Annotated in this window: 14 protein-coding genes, 1 other RNA gene and 4 pseudogenes; 7 read left to right on the top strand and 12 right to left on the bottom strand. The window is 41.9% G+C overall.

Features of this window, described 5'->3' with window-relative positions; translation table 11 throughout:
- The 3 genes and pseudogenes from PXH59_RS19705 to hha form a co-directional block, all read left to right on the top strand.
- Window positions 1-3,138: pseudogene (locus PXH59_RS19705) on the top strand (efflux RND transporter permease subunit); the annotation flags it as partial.
- Between the two features lie 647 nt (window positions 3,139-3,785).
- Window positions 3,786-4,154, top strand: coding sequence for an Hha toxicity modulator TomB (tomB, locus tag PXH59_RS19700; RefSeq protein WP_285809844.1), 369 nt, complete (start codon window positions 3,786-3,788; stop codon window positions 4,152-4,154).
- A 47-nt stretch (window positions 4,155-4,201) separates the two neighbouring features.
- Window positions 4,202-4,405, top strand: coding sequence for a hemolysin expression-modulating protein Hha (gene hha, locus PXH59_RS19695; RefSeq protein WP_047766794.1), 204 nt, complete (start codon window positions 4,202-4,204; stop codon window positions 4,403-4,405).
- 89 nt (window positions 4,406-4,494) lie between these two features.
- Here the strand turns inward: hha and ffs are convergent.
- Window positions 4,495-4,591, bottom strand: an RNA gene (gene ffs / locus PXH59_RS19690) — signal recognition particle sRNA small type.
- Window positions 4,592-5,135: 544 nt separating this feature from the next.
- Here ffs and PXH59_RS20300 point away from each other — a divergent pair.
- Together PXH59_RS20300 and PXH59_RS20295 are read left to right on the top strand one after the other, a co-directional pair.
- Window positions 5,136-5,544, top strand: a pseudogene (locus tag PXH59_RS20300) (acyl-CoA thioesterase domain-containing protein); the annotation flags it as partial.
- Window positions 5,545-5,655: 111 nt separating this feature from the next.
- Window positions 5,656-5,991 (top strand): annotated as a pseudogene (locus tag PXH59_RS20295) (acyl-CoA thioesterase II); the annotation flags it as partial.
- 75 nt (window positions 5,992-6,066) lie between these two features.
- On the opposite strand, the gene amtB reads toward PXH59_RS20295, so the two are convergent.
- The 5 genes from amtB to PXH59_RS19660 form a co-directional block, all read right to left on the bottom strand.
- Window positions 6,067-7,347, bottom strand: a complete 1,281-nt coding sequence (gene amtB, locus PXH59_RS19680) for an ammonium transporter AmtB (protein WP_285809842.1) — start codon at window positions 7,345-7,347, stop codon at window positions 6,067-6,069.
- Between the two features lie 14 nt (window positions 7,348-7,361).
- Entirely contained in the window at window positions 7,362-7,700 is a 339-nt protein-coding gene (gene glnK / locus PXH59_RS19675) for a P-II family nitrogen regulator (RefSeq protein ID WP_047766799.1), read from the bottom strand.
- A gap of 168 nt (window positions 7,701-7,868) precedes the next feature.
- Window positions 7,869-9,638: a SmdB family multidrug efflux ABC transporter permease/ATP-binding protein gene (locus PXH59_RS19670; RefSeq protein WP_285809839.1), complete on the bottom strand. Its 1,770-nt coding sequence runs from the start codon at window positions 9,636-9,638 to the stop codon at window positions 7,869-7,871.
- Window positions 9,631-11,379, bottom strand: coding sequence for a SmdA family multidrug ABC transporter permease/ATP-binding protein (locus PXH59_RS19665; protein WP_285809838.1), 1,749 nt, complete (start codon window positions 11,377-11,379; stop codon window positions 9,631-9,633). Before PXH59_RS19665 ends, PXH59_RS19670 begins: the two co-directional genes overlap by 8 nt.
- A gap of 56 nt (window positions 11,380-11,435) precedes the next feature.
- Entirely contained in the window at window positions 11,436-11,909 is a 474-nt protein-coding gene (locus tag PXH59_RS19660; RefSeq protein ID WP_047766802.1) for an Lrp/AsnC family transcriptional regulator, read from the bottom strand.
- A gap of 122 nt (window positions 11,910-12,031) precedes the next feature.
- Between PXH59_RS19660 and PXH59_RS19655 the strand changes: the two genes are divergently transcribed.
- Both PXH59_RS19655 and queC read left to right on the top strand, forming a co-directional pair.
- Window positions 12,032-13,084, top strand: coding sequence for a PLP-dependent cysteine synthase family protein (locus PXH59_RS19655; RefSeq protein WP_047766804.1), 1,053 nt, complete (start codon window positions 12,032-12,034; stop codon window positions 13,082-13,084).
- 32 nt (window positions 13,085-13,116) lie between these two features.
- Window positions 13,117-13,815, top strand: coding sequence for a 7-cyano-7-deazaguanine synthase QueC (gene queC / locus PXH59_RS19650; RefSeq protein ID WP_285809836.1), 699 nt, complete (start codon window positions 13,117-13,119; stop codon window positions 13,813-13,815).
- A 71-nt stretch (window positions 13,816-13,886) separates the two neighbouring features.
- On the opposite strand, the gene PXH59_RS19645 is transcribed toward queC, so the two are convergent.
- The 6 genes and pseudogenes from PXH59_RS19645 to clpX form a co-directional block, all read right to left on the bottom strand.
- Window positions 13,887-14,297, bottom strand: a complete 411-nt coding sequence (locus tag PXH59_RS19645; RefSeq protein WP_285809834.1) for an acyl-CoA thioesterase — start codon at window positions 14,295-14,297, stop codon at window positions 13,887-13,889.
- 149 nt (window positions 14,298-14,446) lie between these two features.
- On the bottom strand, window positions 14,447-14,839 hold the full coding sequence (locus PXH59_RS19640) for a ComEA family DNA-binding protein (protein WP_285811833.1): 393 nt from the start codon (window positions 14,837-14,839) through the stop codon (window positions 14,447-14,449).
- 148 nt (window positions 14,840-14,987) lie between these two features.
- Window positions 14,988-16,868 (bottom strand): peptidylprolyl isomerase, encoded by a 1,881-nt coding sequence (gene ppiD / locus PXH59_RS19635; RefSeq protein WP_285809833.1) that lies wholly within the window; start codon window positions 16,866-16,868, stop codon window positions 14,988-14,990.
- 174 nt (window positions 16,869-17,042) lie between these two features.
- Window positions 17,043-17,318 carry a nucleoid-associated protein HU-beta gene (hupB, locus tag PXH59_RS19630; protein ID WP_167400581.1) on the bottom strand — a complete coding sequence of 92 codons (276 nt, stop codon included), beginning with the start codon at window positions 17,316-17,318 and terminating at the stop codon, window positions 17,043-17,045.
- 243 nt (window positions 17,319-17,561) lie between these two features.
- Window positions 17,562-19,916, bottom strand: a pseudogene (gene lon, locus PXH59_RS19625) (endopeptidase La).
- A gap of 210 nt (window positions 19,917-20,126) precedes the next feature.
- Window positions 20,127-21,398 (bottom strand): ATP-dependent protease ATP-binding subunit ClpX, encoded by a 1,272-nt coding sequence (gene clpX, locus PXH59_RS19620; RefSeq protein WP_047766817.1) that lies wholly within the window; start codon window positions 21,396-21,398, stop codon window positions 20,127-20,129.
- Window positions 21,399-21,460: the final 62 nt, after the last annotated feature.

Raw genomic sequence — 21,460 nt, 5'->3', positions numbered from 1 at the left:
ATGCCTAAGTTTTTTATCGAACGGCCAATATTTGCATGGGTAATCGCGATTATCACCATGCTATCTGGCTTGCTGGCAATCATGAAATTACCCGTGGAGCAATATCCTGACATTGCCCCGCCAGCCATTTCCATTTCAGCTGTTTATCCTGGAGCTGATGCAGCAACAGTACAAAATACTGTAACGCAGGTTATTGAACAGAATATGAATGGCATCGATAATCTCGTGTACATGTCTTCCAGCAGCGATTCTGCGGGGCACATGAATATCATGCTGAGCTTTGAAGCAGGCACAGATCCAGATATCGCACAAGTTCAGGTTCAAAATAAACTGCAATTGGCAATGCCGCTATTGCCTCAAGAAGTTCAGCAACAAGGTGTTAGTGTTGATAAAACCACCAGTTCGTTTTTGATGGTAGCCGGTTTCATCTCTCAAGATGGGTCCATGACCCAAGATGATATCGCTGACTATATCGGGGGCAGTGTCAAAGATAACTTGAGCCGTGTTACTGGTGTGGGCGAAACAATGCTCTTCGGTACGCAGTATGCTATGCGTATCTGGCTCAACCCTGACAAATTGCTCAACTATAAAATCACCACTCAAGATGTTATCAGTGCAATCAAGGCGCAGAATAATCAGGTTGCGGCCGGTCAATTAGGAGGAACACCACCGGTTCCAGGTCAGCGTTTAAATGCTTCGATCATCGCCCAAACTCGTCTGAATTCGGCAGAAGAATTTGGCAACATTTTGCTGCGCATGAATCCCGATGGTTCACAAATTCGTTTGCATGATGTCTCTACTATTCAATTAGGCGCGGAAAATTACAGTATCATTGGTCGCTTTAATGGCAAACCGGCAGCAGGCATTGGTATCAAACTGGCAACTGATGCCAACGCTTTAGATACTTCCAAAGCCGTTAAAGAAGCACTGGCGGAGATGCAACCTTTCTTCCCACATGGGTTAACTATTGTCTATCCGTATGACACCACACCATTTGTTAAAATTTCTATTTTCGAAGTGGTGAAAACATTGGCAGAAGCCATTCTGTTAGTGTTTATCGTCATGTACCTGTTCCTGCAAAACTTCCGAGCTACCTTTATCCCAACGATTGCGGTTCCGGTTGTACTGCTTGGTACATTTGCCATTCTTGCTGCGTTTGGCTATTCCATCAATACGTTAACCATGTTCGCTATGGTACTTGCCATAGGCCTGCTCGTGGATGATGCCATTGTTGTAGTGGAAAACGTCGAACGAATCATGCAGGAAGAGGGACTATCACCGAAAGAAGCCACCAAAAAATCAATGGGGCAGATCCAAGGTGCTCTGGTCGGTATCGCACTGGTGCTTTCCGCTGTATTTGTACCAATGGCCTTCTTCGGAGGTTCAACAGGCGCGATCTACCGCCAATTCTCAATCACGATCGTTTCAGCAATGATATTGTCTGTGCTGGTAGCATTAATCCTGACCCCGGCATTGTGCGCCACGATGCTCAAGCCTGTTGCCAAATGCGGCCATGGAACTCACACAGGATTCTTTGGTTGGTTTAACCGTCTGTTTGAACAGAGTACACATCATTATACTGATAGTATCGGTCGGATGTTACGTGGCACCGGGCGCTATTTGGTGATCTATGTCATGTTGATCGCGGGCATGGCCTGGATATTTAAGAGCCTGCCATCCTCCTTCTTGCCAGAAGAAGATCAGGGGGTTTTACTGGCAATGGCCCAATTACCACCTGGCTCAACTCAGGAACAGACACAAAAGGTATTGAATGAAATCAATGACTACTTCTATACCAAAGAGAAAGATGTTGTTAAATCTGTGTTTACAGTTAATGGCTTTGGTTTTAGTGGTCAGGGGCAAAATATGGGTCTGGCCTTTATCAGCTTAAAAGATTGGGAATTACGTAAAGACCCGAAAGATAAAGTTCCGGCCATTGTTGCCAGAGCAAATGCGAATTTTGCTCAAATCAGGGAAGGTCTTGTCTTTGCGTTCAATATTCCTTCAATTGTAGAGTTAGGTTCTGCCAGCGGATTTGACTTCCAGTTGATTGATAAAGGAAATCTGGGACATGCAGCACTGACAGAAGCACGCAACCAATTACTTGGTATGGCTGTACAACACCCAGATATGCTGACAAGTGTCCGCCCCAATGGTCAAGATGACACACAACAATATCGCCTTTATATCGATAAGGAAAAAGCAGAAGCCTTGGCTGTATCCACAACAAATATCAACTCAACCCTGAGCACGATGTTTGGCGGTGCTTACATCAATGACTTTATCGACCGCGGTCGAGTCAAAAAAGTCTATATTCAAGCTGATTCTCCTTATCGTATGTTACCAAGCGATATCAGCAAGTTGTATGTTCGTAACTATCATGGAGAAATGGTACCGTTTTCTGCGTTCATAGATGCATCAAAAGAGCCTTGGATTTATGGTTCACCACGTCTGGAACGCTACAACGGTCTTCCTTCTATGGAAATTGTGGGCGAAGCAGCGCCGGGCCAAAGTACTGGTGACGCAATGGCACTTATGGAGCAACTGGCAGCACAATTACCACCAGGAATTGGCTATGACTGGACCGGAATGTCTTATCAAGAACGTTTATCCGGTAACCAGGCTCCTGCACTGTATGCGCTGTCATTGATTGTCGTATTCCTTTGCCTGGCAGCATTATATGAAAGCTGGTCTGTTCCGTTCTCGGTCATGCTAGTCGTCCCTCTGGGGGTTATCGGTGCATTACTGGCAACATCAATACGTGGACTGGATAACGACGTTTACTTTAAGGTTGGATTATTGACGACTATCGGGTTGTCTGCGAAAAACGCCATCCTTATCGTCGAGTTCGCCAAGGATTTAATAGAAAAAGAAGGCAAGGGATTAATAGAAGCAACTCTTGAAGCAGCCAGAATGCGCTTACGCCCAATCCTGATGACTTCTTTAGCCTTTATGCTTGGCGTTATGCCTCTGGTATTGAGCAATGGCGCAGGTTCAGGTGCACAAAATGCTGTAGGAACGGGAGTATTGGGTGGAATGATCGCAGCGACATCGTTAGCAATTTATTTCGTTCCTGTATTTTTCGTTGTCATTAAGCGGCGGTTTACGAAAAAAATGAGGAGCTTGAACACATTTCACCCCCTCACTAAATTCAGTTATGTTAAAAAGGCCACTTATGTGGCCTTTTTAACGAGTAAAAATGCCTTCAAACAGCAAATTACAGGATGACAATATCTGCGTTAAAATTCATTCATAGTCTAATTAAAATAAATACTTATGAATGAGTAAGAGGTTTAAAAAGACAACATCTTCTGTTTTTTATAAAAAACAGAAGATGGGCGGGTAACTTTCCTTGTTTTTTCTTGATTACACCTTTAATGGTAAAAAGTGTTCCATCTCGATGGTGACATATGTAATAATGACGCTATATTGGTTTTGAAAGTCTCAATACAATCGCCTATAATGATTGTTGTGCTATTGCTACAGCATCTACTGTATTAGTATAATTTAATATATTTCACAGCATATGTGGATATGATTATCCTTCATAGCAGAATGCTGGTGCTTGCCAGAAACGGGACTTTGCCAGAATTTAGTGTTTTTGTCATAACTAAACGTAAATGAGCTATTGTTAAAAAAACAGTTGGCAGATAGGTAAAATAGAACATTAACATTAATAAATAATAATCATGTTTTGATAAGCTCTATTCTAAAAGAATGACTATAATAATTAGCATGTATAAGCCTTAGTTCAAATAAGCTATGCATCGTTTACGGGGGTGACTATGGATGAATATTCACCAAGAAGACATGATGTTGCTGAATTAAAATACTTATGCGAAAATTTAATTCATGAGGCTTTTTCCGTCCTGAATCGCACTGATAATCATTGGATTCACGACCTGACCTCCGAGAAAAGTTTAAAACTAAACGAATTGATTGAACACATTGCAGCTTTTGTTTGGAGCTTTAAAATTAAATACTCAGACAACCACACTCTGAGCACCTTAATTGATGACTATCTAGATAAAACATATAATTTATTTGGAAGTGATAAGATAAGCTTTCTTGAGCTTACAAAATGGCAAAAAACAAACGAACACTTAACTAACGTTTTGTTACATGATTTGAACGCTTCTTTAAGTAGAATCTGATAAATATATTACTAACTATTTTTTATACCAAATAAGATAAGGCGATTATGACTAAAACTGACTATCTGATGCGTTTAAGAAAATGCACTTCTATTGAAACACTGGAACGTGTAATTGAAAAAAATAAATACGAGCTTTCGGAAGATGAACTTGAATTGTTCTACTCTGCGGCTGATCACCGTTTGGCTGAACTTACCATGAATAAACTCTATGATAAAATCCCATCATCTGTTTGGAAATTTGTCCGCTAGACTGTAATGTTCAGATAGAAAGTGACTTGAGCCGGTAGCTATTATCGGCTGACAGTATAATCTTATGATGAGCTTGGAATTGGTGAGGGCTCTGCCAGCTACATCCCGGCACACGCATCCCTTGCTATGGCTGCTTCTTTCCAGACCTGACCAAGTTAACAAGTTAGCGTTGCGGGAGAACCAACAGAGCCCCCATTGAAGTTAGCTTCAAATTTCGAAGCGGTGGTCATTATCTTTCAAACATGATGAAATAGCAAGGCAACTTCATTTGAATGCTGATTTATTGCACGTAACGTTGTAAAAAGCATCAAAAAATTAATAATCCTACTAAACAGAATGCTTTTAGCATTTTTTTCAAGCTATAACTCACAGTAGATGAACAGCAAACAGGTGCAACAATAGATATATTTAATAACACTAATGAATCATTGCCATGTCATATAAAAACCACATAATTTCACAAATTTAACCTAAGTTAAATAACAATTTCCTTATCCTTAGCATTTAAAATAAAAATAATCATACAAATCAAAAGATAAATCTACAAAGCAATACATTCGCATTATTTGATAAGCATTAATGAAATTAGCAGTGATAATTCACATCTAAAATAAAAACTCAAGGATAATTTCATTCACAACTTAATCCATTTATTTTCAAATAAATAAAAACTTATTATCCATAATCTTTCATTTATAATTTTCAAATACGCTAAAAGTAAAGGCATGTTATGAGTCAAGCATTACAAAACTTAATTAACTTGATACATTTAGAAAAAATAGAAGAAGGGATTTACCGAGGACAAAGTCAAGACTTAGGATTTCCTCAAGTTTTCGGTGGGCAAGTCATAGGCCAGGCGCTATATGCAGCAAAACAAACCGTCGCGGATGATAGAATGATCCACTCCTTTCATAGCTATTTTTTACGCCCAGGTGATAGCCATAAGCCCATTGTTTATGATATTGAAATATTGCGTGATGGAAAAAGTTTCAGTGCCCGCCGCGTCAGCGCAATACAAAATGGTCATCCTATCTTCTACCTGACCGCGTCCTTTCAAGGACATGAAGCAAGTTTTGAACATCAAAATACTATGCCCCTGGTCCCTTTTCCCGAAGAGTTAGATCCCGAAGAAGACATTGTAAAAAAAATGGCTAACTCACTTCCGACAAAATTAAAAAAAAGTTTTTTCCATGCCACCCTTGGAGATGAAATTCGTTCCTCTTCAAAGTCTACCTAATCATTCATCCCAAATCCCTGTGCGTTATGTTTGGTTCCGTAGCAATGGAAAAATGCCGGAAGATCCATTCATTCACCATTGTTTGCTGGGCTATGCATCAGATTTCAATTTTCTGCCTACGGCACTACAGCCCCATGACGTAAAATTTATGGCGGAAAATATGCAAATAGCCACGATTGATCACTCAATGTGGTATCACCGCCCTTTCAATATGGATGACTGGTTACTTTATTCAATCGAAAGTCCATCAGCATCAGGGGCGCGTGGTTTTGTCCGCGGGCATATCTATAACCGCACAGGGGTGCTTATCGCTTCTGCGGTTCAGGAGGGAGTCATCCGTAAGCTATGATGAATTGAATCAATAGCCGTATGCCGTAATCAACTTTTCTGTTACTACGGCATACCTATTTGCAAATAAAAGTGCTCAGTTATAAGCGCTTTCACCATGTGAAGTAATATCAAGTCCTTCTCTTTCTGACTCGATACTAATACGTAATCCAACCAATTTATCAGCGATCTTAAATGAAATATAAGCCGCTATGGATGACCAAACTATACAGACCAATATACTAATAACCTGAATACCGAGCTGCCTTAGCATTGTCATTCCTTCAGCAAACCCTGTTCCACCTAAAGCCGGGGCAGTAAAAACAGCGGTCAATACACAACCAACAATGCCACATACTCCATGTACCCCAAACACATCACAAACATCATCAACACGTAACCACTTCTTCAGTATGACTACCCCCCACAAGCCTGCAATACCGGCAATCAATCCCATCACCAATGCACCACCGATACCCACTGTTGCAGCGGCAGGCGTAATGACCACTAACCCCGAAATACATCCAGAACAAGCCCCCAGAAGCGAAGGTTTCTGGCGAAATAGCCACTCACAGAAAACCCATGTCAACACGGCTCCCGCCGTTGCCGCCACCGTATTCACTAGAGCCAGCGCCGAAGTGGCATTGACTTCACCAGTCGATCCCACGTTAAAGCCAAACCATCCAATATAAAGGATCGCTGTTCCAATAAAAGCCATTGGTAGGTTATGAGGTTTAAATGCTTCCCGCCCAAAGCCTGAGCGCTTCCCAAGTAAATAAGCACCAACCAAACCTGCTGCTGCCGCATTAATATGAACGACAGTCCCGCCAGCAAAATCCAAGGCTCCATCCTGAGCCAGCCAGCCGCCACCCCATACCATATGCGCCATAGGGATATAAGATGCGGTCAGCCATAACACACTAAAAATCAGCAATGCTGAAAACCGAATTCTTTCACATAACGCGCCTACCACCAAAGCAACAGTAATACAGGCAAATGCACCTTGGAAAACAACATGAATTAACTGATAAAAATTACCAGTTAGATCAGTTATGGATATATTTTTTAACATAACCTGACCAAAACCACCCCAAAAAGCGTTGCCTGTCTCAAAGGTCATACTATATCCATAAATAATCCAAAGCACACAAACCAATGAAAAACTGACAATCACCTGTGACATGAGTGACAACACATTTTTGCTGCGTAGTAATCCCCCATAAAACAGGGCAATGCCAGGTATTGTCATAAAAAGTACCAGTATCGTATTTATTAACATAAATACAGTGTCTGCTTTATTAAAATGACTTTCCGCAGCAATAGCAAACGAAGGAAAACTGGCCGCAATACACGCTATGGATAAAAATTTATTCTTCATTTTTCCCTCCTCATTTACAGTGCTGCATCATTCGTTTCACCCGTCCTGATCCTGACGGCATGCTGCAATTCAAAGAGAAAGATTTTTCCATCCCCCATTTTTCCGGTGAAAGCAGTCTGTTGAACAACATGGATAATTTCTTCAACTCGTTCGTCATTGGTAGCAATATCAATCTTAACTTTGGGCAAAAAATTAACGTTGTATTCAGCACCTCGATAAAGTTCGGAATGACCTTTTTGACGCCCAAATCCCTTTACTTCTGTTATAGTCATACCCTGTATACCTATATCAGCAAGTGCTTCCCGCACTTCCTCCAGCTTAAATGGCTTGATGATGATGGTAATAAGTTTCATATTTCCCCCGTTTTTCGCTACGTTTGTACAAGGGAATATCTGCAAGGGATATGCCAAAAGTTAAAAATGATGAGTAATCAGTTTGTTATCGAAAAACATCGCTAAAGAGCGGATAAAAAAGGGAACAGAAAATGCATCTGCTCCCTATACGCAGCCTAAATATGCACACTAAACGTGCACTGATTCATTCAACGTCTCGCCAACTTGCTGGAGTTGGTACATTTGATAATAGCGTCCACGCTTTTCCAGTAACTGTTGATGCTGACCTTGCTCAACAATTGCACCACGATGCAGCACTAATATGGAATCAGCCTCAGTAATGGTTGAAAGACGATGAGCAATTACCACCAATGTCGTCTGTTTGCGGATCATGCTCAGCGCTTTCTGTACTGATTGTTCTGTCCCAGAATCAATATTTGCGGTTGCCTCATCCAAAATAAGGATCTGTGGCGTTTGCACTAAAACTCGAGCCATTGCTAAAAGCTGTTTTTGGCCGGCTGAAAGTGTATTCCCTTGTTCTCCCAAAACGAAATTCAAACCATCTGGTAAATGACGAACAAAGTCAGCTAATTGAACTAATTCTAGTACTTCCCATATTTTCTCTTCGCTGATATCCCGCCCTAGCGTGATATTGTTGAGGAATGACGCGGCCAAAACAACAGGATCTTGCTGCACCATTGCCACCCCATTACGCAACACGGCGTGAGAAAGCGAAGATATGGAGCGCCTGTCAAGATAGATCTCACCGTCTTGCCACGGATAGTACCCCATAATCAAATTAGCCAGAGTGCTTTTTCCACTCCCTGTATGCCCAACCAAGGCCACAAACCCATGTGAAGGAACATGCAGATTAATATCGCTTAAGACAAGTTTGTCACCGCGATAAGCAAAGTTTAAATTTTCAATATCAATTCTGCCACTTTCTAACGCCCGTAAATCGTTGCCATATTGCTGTTGTGGACTATCCATCAATTCGAAAACACGTTCTCCTGAAACCACCGCTTGCTGCAATACCGATTGCTGTGAAGTCAACTCAATCAGTGGCTCATTTAATCGCCCAAGATAGTTAATAAAAGCATACAGTACACCAACGCCGATAACCTCAGTGCCTTTGATACCAAACACTAAGAGCAGACCACACAATATTACGGCAGAAAAGAAACTCACTAATGGCCTTAATAAGATGCCATCTAGCCGTAAAGCCTGCATACGAGCCTGATAATGTGCTCGGTTGGTTGCTAACATTTTCTCGCCAAAACGAGCTTGCTGACGAAACTGCTGAATCACACTCATGCCATTAATGGCTTCATTGAAACCATCATTAATGTCAGCCAGATAACCGCGAACCCGCCTAACTATTGGGGTACTAAGACGCTGATAGATCACCATGACAAGCAAGACTGCCGGAAATATTACGATTGCAACACATGCCATACGCCAATTTAAAACAAACATGGCTATCAGCATGGCACCAATTAGTGCAATACAGCGAAATACCATAGGAATCACATTAACAAACAGATCCTTAATGACCTCAGTATCATTTGTTACGCGGGATATCAGTTGTCCAACGGGTTGATTATCAAAAGCACTTAATGGCTGACGTAATGCTGAATCCATCACATCAGTACGAAGCTTCTGCACCACTCCCACAGATGCCTGATTAAAAAATAATGTTTGATAATAGTGTAAAGCCGCAGCAATAAGCTGCAAAATCAAGAAGATTGCGGCAAGCCCACCGACAATATCGAGCGGTAAATTTCCCGTTGCCACCATATTGTCGATAAAATAACTCACAAGCAGAGGTCCGCTTACCTCTGCCAATGCAGCAATCCACAACATCAATACAGCAATTAGCATCGGTTTACGGTAATTTTTGCCGTAAGAAAGTAAGCGCTTTAATGACGGCCATAGCTTACCTATATGAGTTTTAGTCATTTTCTCCACCCAATTCAGCTTCGAGTTGTTGGTAATGGTACATATCGGAATACCAACCTGATTGGGTGATAAGCTGTTTATGCTGGCCGTGTTGTATCACTGAGCCATGTTGCATAACCAAAATATTATCGGCTTCCGTTAATGCTGACAGCCGATGCGCACTGATAATAACAGTGCGCTGTTGCCGCCATTGGCTAAGATTTTTCATAATCTGGTGTTCCGTGTGACCATCAACGGCTGACAGAGCATCATCAAGGATTAAAATCTCTGTCTCTAACAGCAAAGCCCTGGCAATGGATATACGCTGTTTTTGCCCCCCGGAAAGCATCACACCGCGTTCGCCCACTTCCGTTTGATAACCTTGGGGCAATCGCAAAATATCATCATGTACACTTGCTAAACGAGCGACTTCTTCTATTTGCTCTTGGGTTGCATCCGGTCGTCCCAACGCAATATTACCTGCAACGGTATCCGAAAACAGGAAAGGAGTTTGGTTGACAATAGCCAATCGTGAACGCCACTCTTCTATTCGAAGCGCAGAGATATTTTTTGACTGGAAAAGAATGGCTCCATCGGTGACATCAAACTGCCGTTGTAACAAAGCCAATAAAGTACTCTTCCCTGCACCAGTTGATCCACAAAGCCCTAATAACTGACCAGGCTCTAATTGAAAATGGATATTTTCCAAAACAGGTTTATTACTTTGAGGATAGGTAAATTTGTTGATATTTGCCCACAAGCTCCCCCGCTCTGAAGACAAAGACAACACACCATCTTCGGTTACCAGGGGTTCCTGCAACAAACTGCGGATACGTGTATAAGCAGCACTTCCTCTCTCAACAATGTTGAACATCCATGCCAATGCCAACATAGGCCAGATCATCAATCCCAGATACATGACAAAACTAGTCAATTCACCAAGGGTCATGGAACCCTTCACCACCATCCAACTCCCTCCACCGACAGCCAAGAGGTTTGCAACAGTAATAGCAATGAAAATGGTGGGATCAAAACGCGCATCTACACGCGCAACATGCATATTCTTACGCCCAGCATCAATAGCAACTTCTTCAAACTGGTTAGATTGAAGTTTTTCCAATCCAAACGCTTTTATCATACGGATACTAGTCAAACTTTCCTGCGCATGGTTATTCAGTACAGAAAATGCGCCTTGCGCAGATTTAAAACGATGATGAAGCTGATTACCATAATGCTTAATCGCCAAGGCCATAACAGGCATCGGCACTAGTGATAACAATGTTAATTGCCAACTGATCTCCACGCTCATGACAATTAGGACAGAACACCCCATAACTAATGCATCAACCAAAGTAAGGACTCCCTCACCTGCGGCAAAAACAACTCTGTCAACATCATTGGTTGCGCGCGCCATGAGATCGCCTGTTCTATGACGCAGATAAAATTCAGGATTCTGACTACTCAAACGCTTGTAGAAGTCACCACGCAGCTTAACAGCCAGCCGATAAGAAGCACCGAACAACCATACACGCCAAACATATCGCAGACCATAAATTGCCAAAGCAATGAACAGCATTAACCCCAGCAACATTAATAGCTGACGGGAGGTCATTGTTTTTGAGCTAATACCATCAACGATAATCCCGACTAAGTGGGGAGGAATGAGTTGCAGCACCGCAATCAAAACGAGGAAAATAACAGCACCCAGATAACGCCGCCATTCACGAATAAAATACCAGCTTAATTGTGAAAATAATCTCACACATCTATTCCCAAGGTAAAAATAAAAGAGTTAGCACCTACCGACCAAAGGGATCTTTATGATGTTACTGAATCTGGTATTGGCAGCGCCGTTGTATATTTGATCTTTTCCATGGCAAAGTTAGAAGTAACATCAATCAAACCAGAAACCCCATTTACCATACGTTTGTAGAAATGATCATAACTTTTCATATCAACAACTTCTATATGCATCAGGTAATCATATTCACCCGCCATGCGATAAAATGTTAAGACTTCTGGCATCTCTTTTATAAAGGAGACAAACTGTTCATACCACTCACTGCTGTGTTGTTGCGTTTTAATCATCACTATCACTGTCAAACCCAGACCGAGTTTTTCCCCATTTAACAAGGCAACCCTGCCAACAATATAACCTTCATCTTCAAGTCGTTTAAGACGCTTCCAGCAAGGTGTCGAAGTCAAATTAACGGCTTCAGCCAGTGCATTCAAGGATAGACTACAATCCTGTTGGAGCAGTGCCAGTAGCTTACGGTCTATTTTATCTAACATATCTAAATCCTATAGAAATATTTCCCAAATATAACGGATATTCTCAGAAAAATAACAATCTATTTCTCCAAATGTAAGGGTAATCTATATACCACTACGGTATTATTATTTAGGGTCAATTTATGTCGTCTTTATGGGCTACAAATGCCATAAAAGCTATCCAAGCTGATTATCAACGCAGCGCTGATACACATCTTATTCGTCTTAACTTCCCAATATTTCCGGGTATTTACCTCTATCTCAAAGATGAAAGCACTCATCCCACGGGTAGCCTCAAACATCGGCTTGCACGTTCCCTATTCCTTTACGCACTTACTAATGGTTGGATCCAGGAAGGAACGCCTATTATTGAAGCTTCATCTGGAAGTACTGCTGTTTCGGAAGCTTATTTTGCCCGCTTGCTTGGTTTACCATTTATTGCTGTTATGCCTTTCTGTACTGCTAAACGCAAAATTCAAGAGATTGAGTTCTATGGCGGTAAATGTCATTTTGTAGAGCATTCCGCCTTGATTTATCAAGAATCAGAGCGCCTGGCAAAAGAGCTTAATGGCCATTACATGGATCAGTTTACCTATGCCGAGCGAGCAACTGACTGGCGAGGAAACAATAATATTGCAGAAAGTATTTTCCGCCAGATGCAACTAGAGCCTTTTTCTGAACCAACTTACATCGTTATGAGTGCAGGAACAGGGGGCACATCTGCGACACTTGGGCGCTATATCCGCTATCAGGGATATAACACTAAACTCATTGTTGTCGATCCAGAGAACTCCGTCTTCTACGATTGCTACCATCAGAACCGCCGTGATATTTGCGGAGGTACTGGCAGTAAAATAGAAGGAATTGGCCGCCCACGCGCAGAACCTTCTTTTATCCCTACGGTTATCGATGACATGATCCAAGTTCCCGATCTTGCCACAATTGCTACCATTTATTGGCTTGAAAAATTAATTGGCAGAAAAACGGGAGCATCAACAGGAACTAACGTCTGGGGAGCTTTACAACTCGCCAAGCAAATGCACGATAACAACCAACAAGGGGCAATTGTGACATTACTCTGTGATAGTGGGGAACGCTATCTTGATACCTATTACAACCCAGAGTGGGTGCGTAATAATATCGGTGATATCACACAGTATCTAACACAACTACCCAAGTTAAACGGTTATGAGTAACATATCTCCTTCAATTTACAGAGGTAGGTATCATGAAACGAGCCGTTGTTGTATTCAGTGGTGGACAGGATTCCAGCACTTGTTTAATTCAGGCACTCCACCAATATGACGAAGTTCACTGTGTCACCTTTGATTATGGACAGCGCCATCATGCTGAAATTGATGTCGCTTGTCGTATAAGCAAAAAATTGGGCGCTGCTGCCCACAAAGTCCTTGATGTGACTTTATTGAACGAGCTCGCCATCAGTAGCCTGACAAGAGACAATATTCCCGTACCCGATTTCAGTGAAAGTGAAAAAAGTGGCCTCCCAAGTACTTTTGTGCCTGGCCGTAATATATTATTTTTAACCCTGGCGGCAATTTATGCTTATCAGGTTGAAGCTGAAGTCGTTATTACTGGCGTTTGTGAAACTGATTTTTCGGGCTACCCAGATTGCCGTGATGAATTTGTTAAAGCACTCAATAAAGCCGTCAGCCTTGGTATCGCTCGTGATATTCGTTTCGAAACCCCTCTAATGTGGTTAACCAAAGCGGAAACTTGGGCATTGGCAGATTATTATCAAAAATTGGATTTTGTTCGCAATAAAACCCTTACGTGCTATAACGGTATTCAGGGTGATGGATGCGGTGAATGCGCTGCCTGTCATCTCAGGGCTGAGGGATTAAAGCATTATTTAAGCAATGCCCAAGCCACGATGTTAGATATGAAAGCCAAAACCCATCTCAGTTAATCGAAACGATCTCATCAACGTGATCTGTGAGAGGCTCGTGGAACCTCTCATTCCACATTTTTATTTTATCGTTATTCGTCGGCATTGTTTTTATAGGCTTCCATCCTTTCTCGTAATTCACCTTCTAAAGCTAACGCTTTTTGCGTTTTCAAATCAATACAAGCAAATGTAGTTAAAGCATCTGCAATAATCTGATTATCACCCCGGCGTATAATTTCCTGAAAAAATGTACCACTTTTATTACGTAACTCCCGCATCGAAGATTTCACTTCCAGCTCATCTGTCATCACGGCGGGATGGCGATAATTAATATTGATATTCACCACAACAAAACCAATATTCTTACGATTTAACCATTCCAGCGTGTCATCTTCAGTAAGTAAATCCCAGCGAGCTGCTTCCATAAATTCCAAATAACGAGCATTGTTCACGTGCTGGAAAAGATCAATATGGTAACCCCTGACTTTGATAATTGTACTCATTACTATTTTTTCCTTACACTCATCCGACCAGACAAAATGTAACAATAGCAAAACAATTTAACTACAATGGCATTTAATCAATTATTCTTGATCGATATCACAGCCCTCTTGAACAAATTACTGATAAATGCACAAGAGGGCCTTAATACTTAGTAAGTTAATTTATCTCGATTTTTCTCTATGAAAATCGGACCAATACCTTGTACTTCTTGCAATTGTTCTATTGCTGTAAAAGAACCATATTTTTCACGATATTCAACAATTGCCTGTGCTTTTTTAGCGCCTACCCCATTGAGTTCTTTCGCTAACTCTTCAGCATTCGCAGTATTAATATTAACAACGCCTTTTTCTTGTATCTGCTGGCCTGGGACTTGCTCTTCCCCCTCTTTCACCTTACTGTTTTCAATGGTAGTTTTATGTTGGTCAACAGGTTGTTTCACCAACTTGTCAGTGGATTCATTAACGGTAGCTGCATGAGACAACGGCATACTGATGCACAATGCCATCATGAGTGAGTTAAATACTATCCTTAAATATTTCATATAAATCTCTCCATGTTTTATTGGTGAAAGAAAGATTGCCACAACAATATTTCCGGGCAACAGGCAAAGTTCATATATGCGAAAGGCCACGAAAGTGGCCTTTTTCAATTACTATTTTGCAAAAGCAGATGCGAGTAACTTCGCAATTTTATTCCAGTTGACCGATCTTAATATCCGCACCATCACGTAAATTCATGATTAGTGACTCGAGCGTGATATTACCGGTCTGATACTGATAACCCACCATATACTGTTTAAACAGATCATCTGTGACAGATCCCGGAACAACTTTATCCAACTGGATAAGTACAGCGTTACCCAGTTCATCTTGAGCTAATCCATATACAGGCTTACCCGCTTTAGGATGAGGTAAAGTGAATGCCACATCGGTAGCCTGATTGGTTTGTGGCAGATGTTTTATCACGGTAGGCTGCTCGAACTGAATTCCTGCGGTTTTCAATACTTGCTCACCTTTACCTTCTTTCAGGGCGGCCAGGAGTTTTTCACTTTCAATCTGAAGTTGTTTTTCTGCTTTCTGACGTTTTACCAATTCAGTAACTTCAGGTTTGGCCTGTTCAAACGACTGGACTGTTTCAGGCCTAACATTGTCAACACGCAGAATAAAAGCTCTATCGCCTTCAACCGAAATAACATCAGAGTTAATTCCTGTCGCACCTTTATCATCAATCAAATTGCCAGAGAAGACAGCCTGAACAACTTGGTTGAAATTAATATCAGTGGGAACATGATCGCGATCAAACCAGTCCGTGGTCACAGCTTGATAACCCGCCGCTTTCTCTGCTGCTACCAAAGACTCATTATCATTCGCTGCGGCATCACTCACTTTCCGCTGTAATGCATAAAAAGCATCAACGGCTTTTTCCTGCTTAACAATTTTTTCTATTTCCGAACGCACATCCGCCAACGGTTTGACTTCCTGATATTTAATATCATCTAAACGAAAAATGGCATATCCATTAGATAATTTGACCACATCTGAAAGCTGCCCTTTCTGCGTCAAATTCGCTGACTTAATCTCATTAGGCAGAGAGCGTTCTTCCATCCAGCCTAAATCACCACCTTTTTGAGCAGAAAATTTGTCAGTCGATTTTTCTGACGCCAATTGACTAAAATCAGCTCCTTTTTTTAACTCATCCAAAACCGATTTGGCGACAGAGTCTGAATCCAGTTGAATAAAGCTATACTTTTTCTGTTCAGGTTTGGTGTATTTTGCCAGGTTGTTTTTATAAAATTTTTCGATATCAGCATCTGATACAGTGACATCTTTCAGTTCATCGGCAGCATCCATTTTGATATAACTGACTTTCACTTTTTCTGGCACAGTAAAATGCTGACTATTAGCGTCATAGTATTTTTTCAGTTCTTCATCGGTAACTGTTTGTTTCTCCTCAATTGATTTTAATTCAAGAGTCGCAAAACGTACTGTCCTTTCTTGCAGAAATAATGCTGCTTCCTGTTTTACTTCGGTCGGTAACGCAATTTCCGCGCCTATAACAGCTTGCCTCAATTGACGATTAATCAATTCCTGACGAACCTGTTCCGCGAAATTGTCAGGGCTGATGTTTGAATGAGCAAGCCAGTTTAAATACTCCTGATATTTGTTGTTATCAAACTGGCCGTCAACCTGGAGAAACGGTAGGTTACGTATCTCCTGTGCAACCTGATTGTCGCTTGCTGATAAACCCAGCTTACGGGCATACTGTTCAATCAAAGTGGCATTGATAAGTCTCTCCAATGATTGGCGCCGAAGCTGCTGTAGCATCTGTTCATCGCTTAACAAAGTTGAGAATTCATCTCCCAGCTTCTCCTGCTGAACATTTTTTTCTTGCAAAAATGCCTGCTCTAGCTGAGCACGACTAATGGTTTGGCCATTCACTTTGGCTGCATAATTACCACTTTCGCTTGATAGGTAACCAGTTACCCCCGTCACCAGGAAAGTCAGGATAATTAGAGCCAACACAATTTTGAGCACAGGACCGTTCGCCGCCGTGCGTAGGTTATCCATCATAAAGACGTAAAACTCCGCTTTAGTGAAAAAGAAACTGTCATATTACGACAATTCAAACGCTAAGAGAAAAAAAGCGCACCAATCAATTGATGCGCTTATATTCTAGCCTATCAACACGGCCTAGTCAGTTGAAGTTTATTTCAATAACAAAAACCAGAGCCTGTTTCCTACTCATTAGCCATTAACAGCATCTTTTAATCCCTTTCCAGCTCGGAAAGCAGGTACTTTTGCTGCTGCGATCTTGATTTCCTTGCCTGTCTGAGGGTTGCGGCCTGTACGCGCAGCACGCTCACGTACAATAAACGTACCGAACCCCACTAAAGCGACATCATCACCGTTTTTCAATGCACCAGATACGGAAGAAATGAATGCATCTACTACACGTCCGGCTGCTGCCTTAGAAATATTGGCATCAGCAGCAATTTTGTCGATCAGTTGTGACTTATTCACTCTTATCATCCCCATTTTAGTATTACTCTCGTAACGGAAACCGATTTACAACAGATAACACGACAGTTATACCGTCATATCAATCCTTTTCCAGTATTAGCAAGAAATCATGGAACAGCAAAATTTTTAATCAGATAATTAGACTAATCTAACTTAATGACACAAAAAAAGGCTGGCAAGCCTGAATGTTCTCACCAACCTGAATTTTATACACAGTTCTTGAGTTAGCTCACTATTTTTGTACTATTTTAGTGATACAACTTCTGCGCCAAATGTGGGTTCCTGCAAAGCGATAGATAATACATCTTCTATACGTTTAACGGGGTGGATCTCCAGATCTTGGATCACATTCTGTGGGATCTCTTCCAGATCTCGTTTATTGTCATCTGGGATCAAAACCGTTTTAATTCCCCCACGATGTGCTGCCAGCAGTTTCTCTTTCAAGCCCCCGATTGGCAGTACTAAACCACGCAGCGTAATTTCCCCGGTCATGGCAACGTCAGCACGAACTGGATTACCCGTCAGGCAAGAGACCAACGCTGTACACATTGCAATCCCCGCACTGGGACCATCTTTTGGGGTCGCTCCTTCCGGTACATGAACATGAATATCACGTTTCTCATGGAAATCAGAGCTGATACCCAACTTATCAGCACGAGCACGAACGACTGTCAATGCCGCCTGGATGGATTCCTGCATCACTTCACCCAATGAACCGGTATAAGTCAATTTACCTTTACCTGGCACACTGGCGGTTTCAATCGTCAGCAAATCACCACCAACTTCTGTCCATGCCAGGCCAGTTACCTGACCAACTCGATTTTCTGTATCAGCACGACCATAATCCACTTTTTGCACACCCAGATAATCTTTCAAGTTATCCGCATTAATTTCGATGTGCTTAAGTTTCTTATCCATCAGTAATGCTTTAACCGCTTTACGACACAATTTAGAGATTTCACGTTCTAAACTACGAACACCAGCCTCACGAGTGTAGTAACGGATAATGCCAATAATTGCACCATCATCGATAGTCAATTCGTCTTTCTTCAGAGCGTTACGCTCGATCTGTTTTGGCAGCAGATGACGTTTGGCAATATTCAGTTTTTCATCTTCGGTATAGCCCGATAGACGAATGACCTCCATACGATCCAGCAATGGAGCAGGAATATTCATGGAGTTAGAGGTTGCCACGAACATAACATCGGAGAGATCGTAATCAACTTCAAGGTAGTGATCGTTAAATGCTACGTTTTGTTCAGGATCAAGTACTTCTAACAATGCTGAAGCTGGGTCGCCACGCATGTCGGATGACATTTTATCGATTTCATCTAGCAAGAACAGTGGATTTTTAACCCCTACTTTGGACATTTTCTGGATTAATTTGCCCGGCATTGAGCCAATATAAGTACGACGATGTCCACGGATCTCCGCTTCATCACGTACCCCCCCAATGCCATACGCACATATTTACGCCCAGTTGCGCGTGCGATAGAACGGCCCAATGAGGTTTTTCCCACACCAGGAGGCCCTACCAAACAAAGTATTGGTCCCTTCAGCTTGCTAACGCGGCTCTGTACCGCAAGATATTCAAGAATACGCTCTTTGACACGCTCCAAACCATAATGGTCTGTATCCAGCACTTCCTGAGCTTTTATTAAATCTTTTTTTTACCTTGCTACGTGAAACCCAAGGAACTTGCACCATCCAATCAATGTAACTACGAACAACCGTGGCTTCAGCCGACATCGGAGACATCATTTTTAATTTCTGCAATTCAGCTTCGGCTTTTTCGCGAGCCTCTTTCGGCATTTTCGCGTCTTCGATCTTACGTTTCAGCGTCTCATATTCATCAGGCGCATCATCCATCTCACCCAACTCTTTCTGAATAGCTTTCATTTGCTCATTCAGGTAGTACTCGCGCTGGCTTTTTTCCATCTGTTTTTTAACGCGATTACGGATACGTTTTTCTACCTGTAACAGATCGATTTCTGATTCCATCATTGCTATCAGATATTCAATGCGCTCAACAACATTAGACATTTCTAAAACTGTCTGCTTATCGTTGATTTTCAAAGGCATATGTGCTGCGATGGTATCTGCTAATTTTGCCGCATCTTCAATACTGTGCAACGAAGTCAATACTTCTGGTGGGATCTTTTTATTCAGTTTGACGTAACCTTCAAACTGGTTAATAACCGTTCTTACCAGAACTTCTTGCTCACGTTCATCAACGTCAGGGGATTCAGAGTATTCAACTTGTGCATAGAAATATTCGCCATTATCCGTCAACGTGGTAATGCGAGCACGCTGCAAGCCTTCAACCAGAACTTTTACTGTGCCATCTGGTAACTTTAACATCTGTAAAACAGAAGCCACTGTACCTACGGAGAAAAGATCATTGACTCCCGGCTCATCAGTAGATGCTTCTTTTTGCGCGACCAACATGACTTGTTTGTCATGCTCCATTGCTGCTTCCAGGCAATGAATCGACTTCTCACGCCCAACAAACAGAGGGATCACCATATGTGGATAAACCACGACATCGCGCAAAGGCAATACAGGGATTTCTATGCGTTCAGAACGCTCAGGATTCATAGAGCTCTCTCTTCGTTTAGCTTTCGCCAGTTTTAGGAATCTCGTGAAACACGGTTTTCACGAGTTTCACTTCAAAGAATATAAAATATATGGGGACAAGAATCTTACATTCAATAGCCTATATCGGCAAAAAACAAAATGAGGGAGAATCCCTCATTTGTTTTTTTCAATGCGTATTGATAATCGGTTTGCTTCCTATACCCCATTTCTTCACTCACCAGAAACTTGGGCATCCGGCTTGCTATATATCAATAATGGTGCGGAGTTATCTTCAACAACCGTTTCATCAACGACAACTTTCTCTACATGTTCCATTGATGGCAGATCGTACATTGTATCCAATAAAACATCCTCAACAATTGAACGAAGACCACGAGCCCCCGTTTTACGTGCCATTGCTTTTTTCGCTATGGCAGTCAATGCTTCTTTTCTGAACTCCAGTTCAACACCCTCAAGGTTAAACAGGGCCTGATACTGTTTGGTCAGCGCGTTTTTCGGTTCCTGTAGGATCTGGATCAGTGCTTCTTCGTTAAGTTCGGTCAGCGTTGCCACAACAGGCAGACGACCAATGAATTCAGGAATTAACCCAAATTTAATCAAATCTTCCGGTTCAACCTCAGACAGCAATTCACCTTCTGTGGCTTTCTCTGATTCACCCCTAACTGTAGCACTAAAACCAATACCTGAACTGACATTCAAACGCTGGCTGACAACTTTATCCAAGCCGGCAAACGCACCGCCGCAGATAAACAGAATTTTGGACGTATCAACTTGCAAGAATTCCTGCTGTGGATGCTTACGACCACCTTGAGGAGGAACCGCTGCTACAGTGCCTTCAATCAGTTTCAACAGGGCCTGCTGAACCCCTTCTCCTGACACATCTCGAGTAATTGATGGGTTATCAGATTTACGGGAAATTTTATCAATTTCATCAATATACACGATACCACGCTGTGCTTTCTGCACATCGTAATCACATTTTTGCAGCAGTTTCTGGATAATATTTTCTACATCTTCCCCGACATAACCCGCTTCGGTTAATGTCGTGGCATCAGCCATAGTAAACGGAACGTCTAAATAGCGAGCTAATGTCTCAGCTAACAACGTCTTACCACTACCTGTCGGGCCAATCAACAGAATATTACTTTTGCCGAGTTCCACACCGTTCGTGGCGTCACCATTACGCAATCTCTTGTAATGGTTATAGACCGCAACTGCTAACACTTTTTTCGCTGTTTCTTGGCCGATAACATAATCATCCAGATGTTGGCGAATTTCATGAGGAGTCGGCAATGCACTACGCTCACGATGTGGTATTAGCTCTTTAATTTCTTCGCGAATGATATCGTTACATAAATCGACACATTCATCGCAGATATACACTGACGGGCCAGCTATTAATTTCCGTACTTCATGTTGGCTTTTCCCGCAGAAAGAGCAATACAGCAGCTTTCCTGAACCGTCTTTGCGCTTATCTGTCATCAGTCAACCTCACTTTATGAACTGTTATCCCAGTTTGTCTGGCATAACAGAAAAAACGCTAT

It is taken from the genome of Xenorhabdus bakwenae (genome assembly GCF_030272115.1).
Classification (GTDB): Bacteria; Pseudomonadota; Gammaproteobacteria; order Enterobacterales; family Enterobacteriaceae; genus Xenorhabdus; species Xenorhabdus bakwenae.
This window is presented reverse-complemented; position numbering and strand designations above follow the sequence as displayed.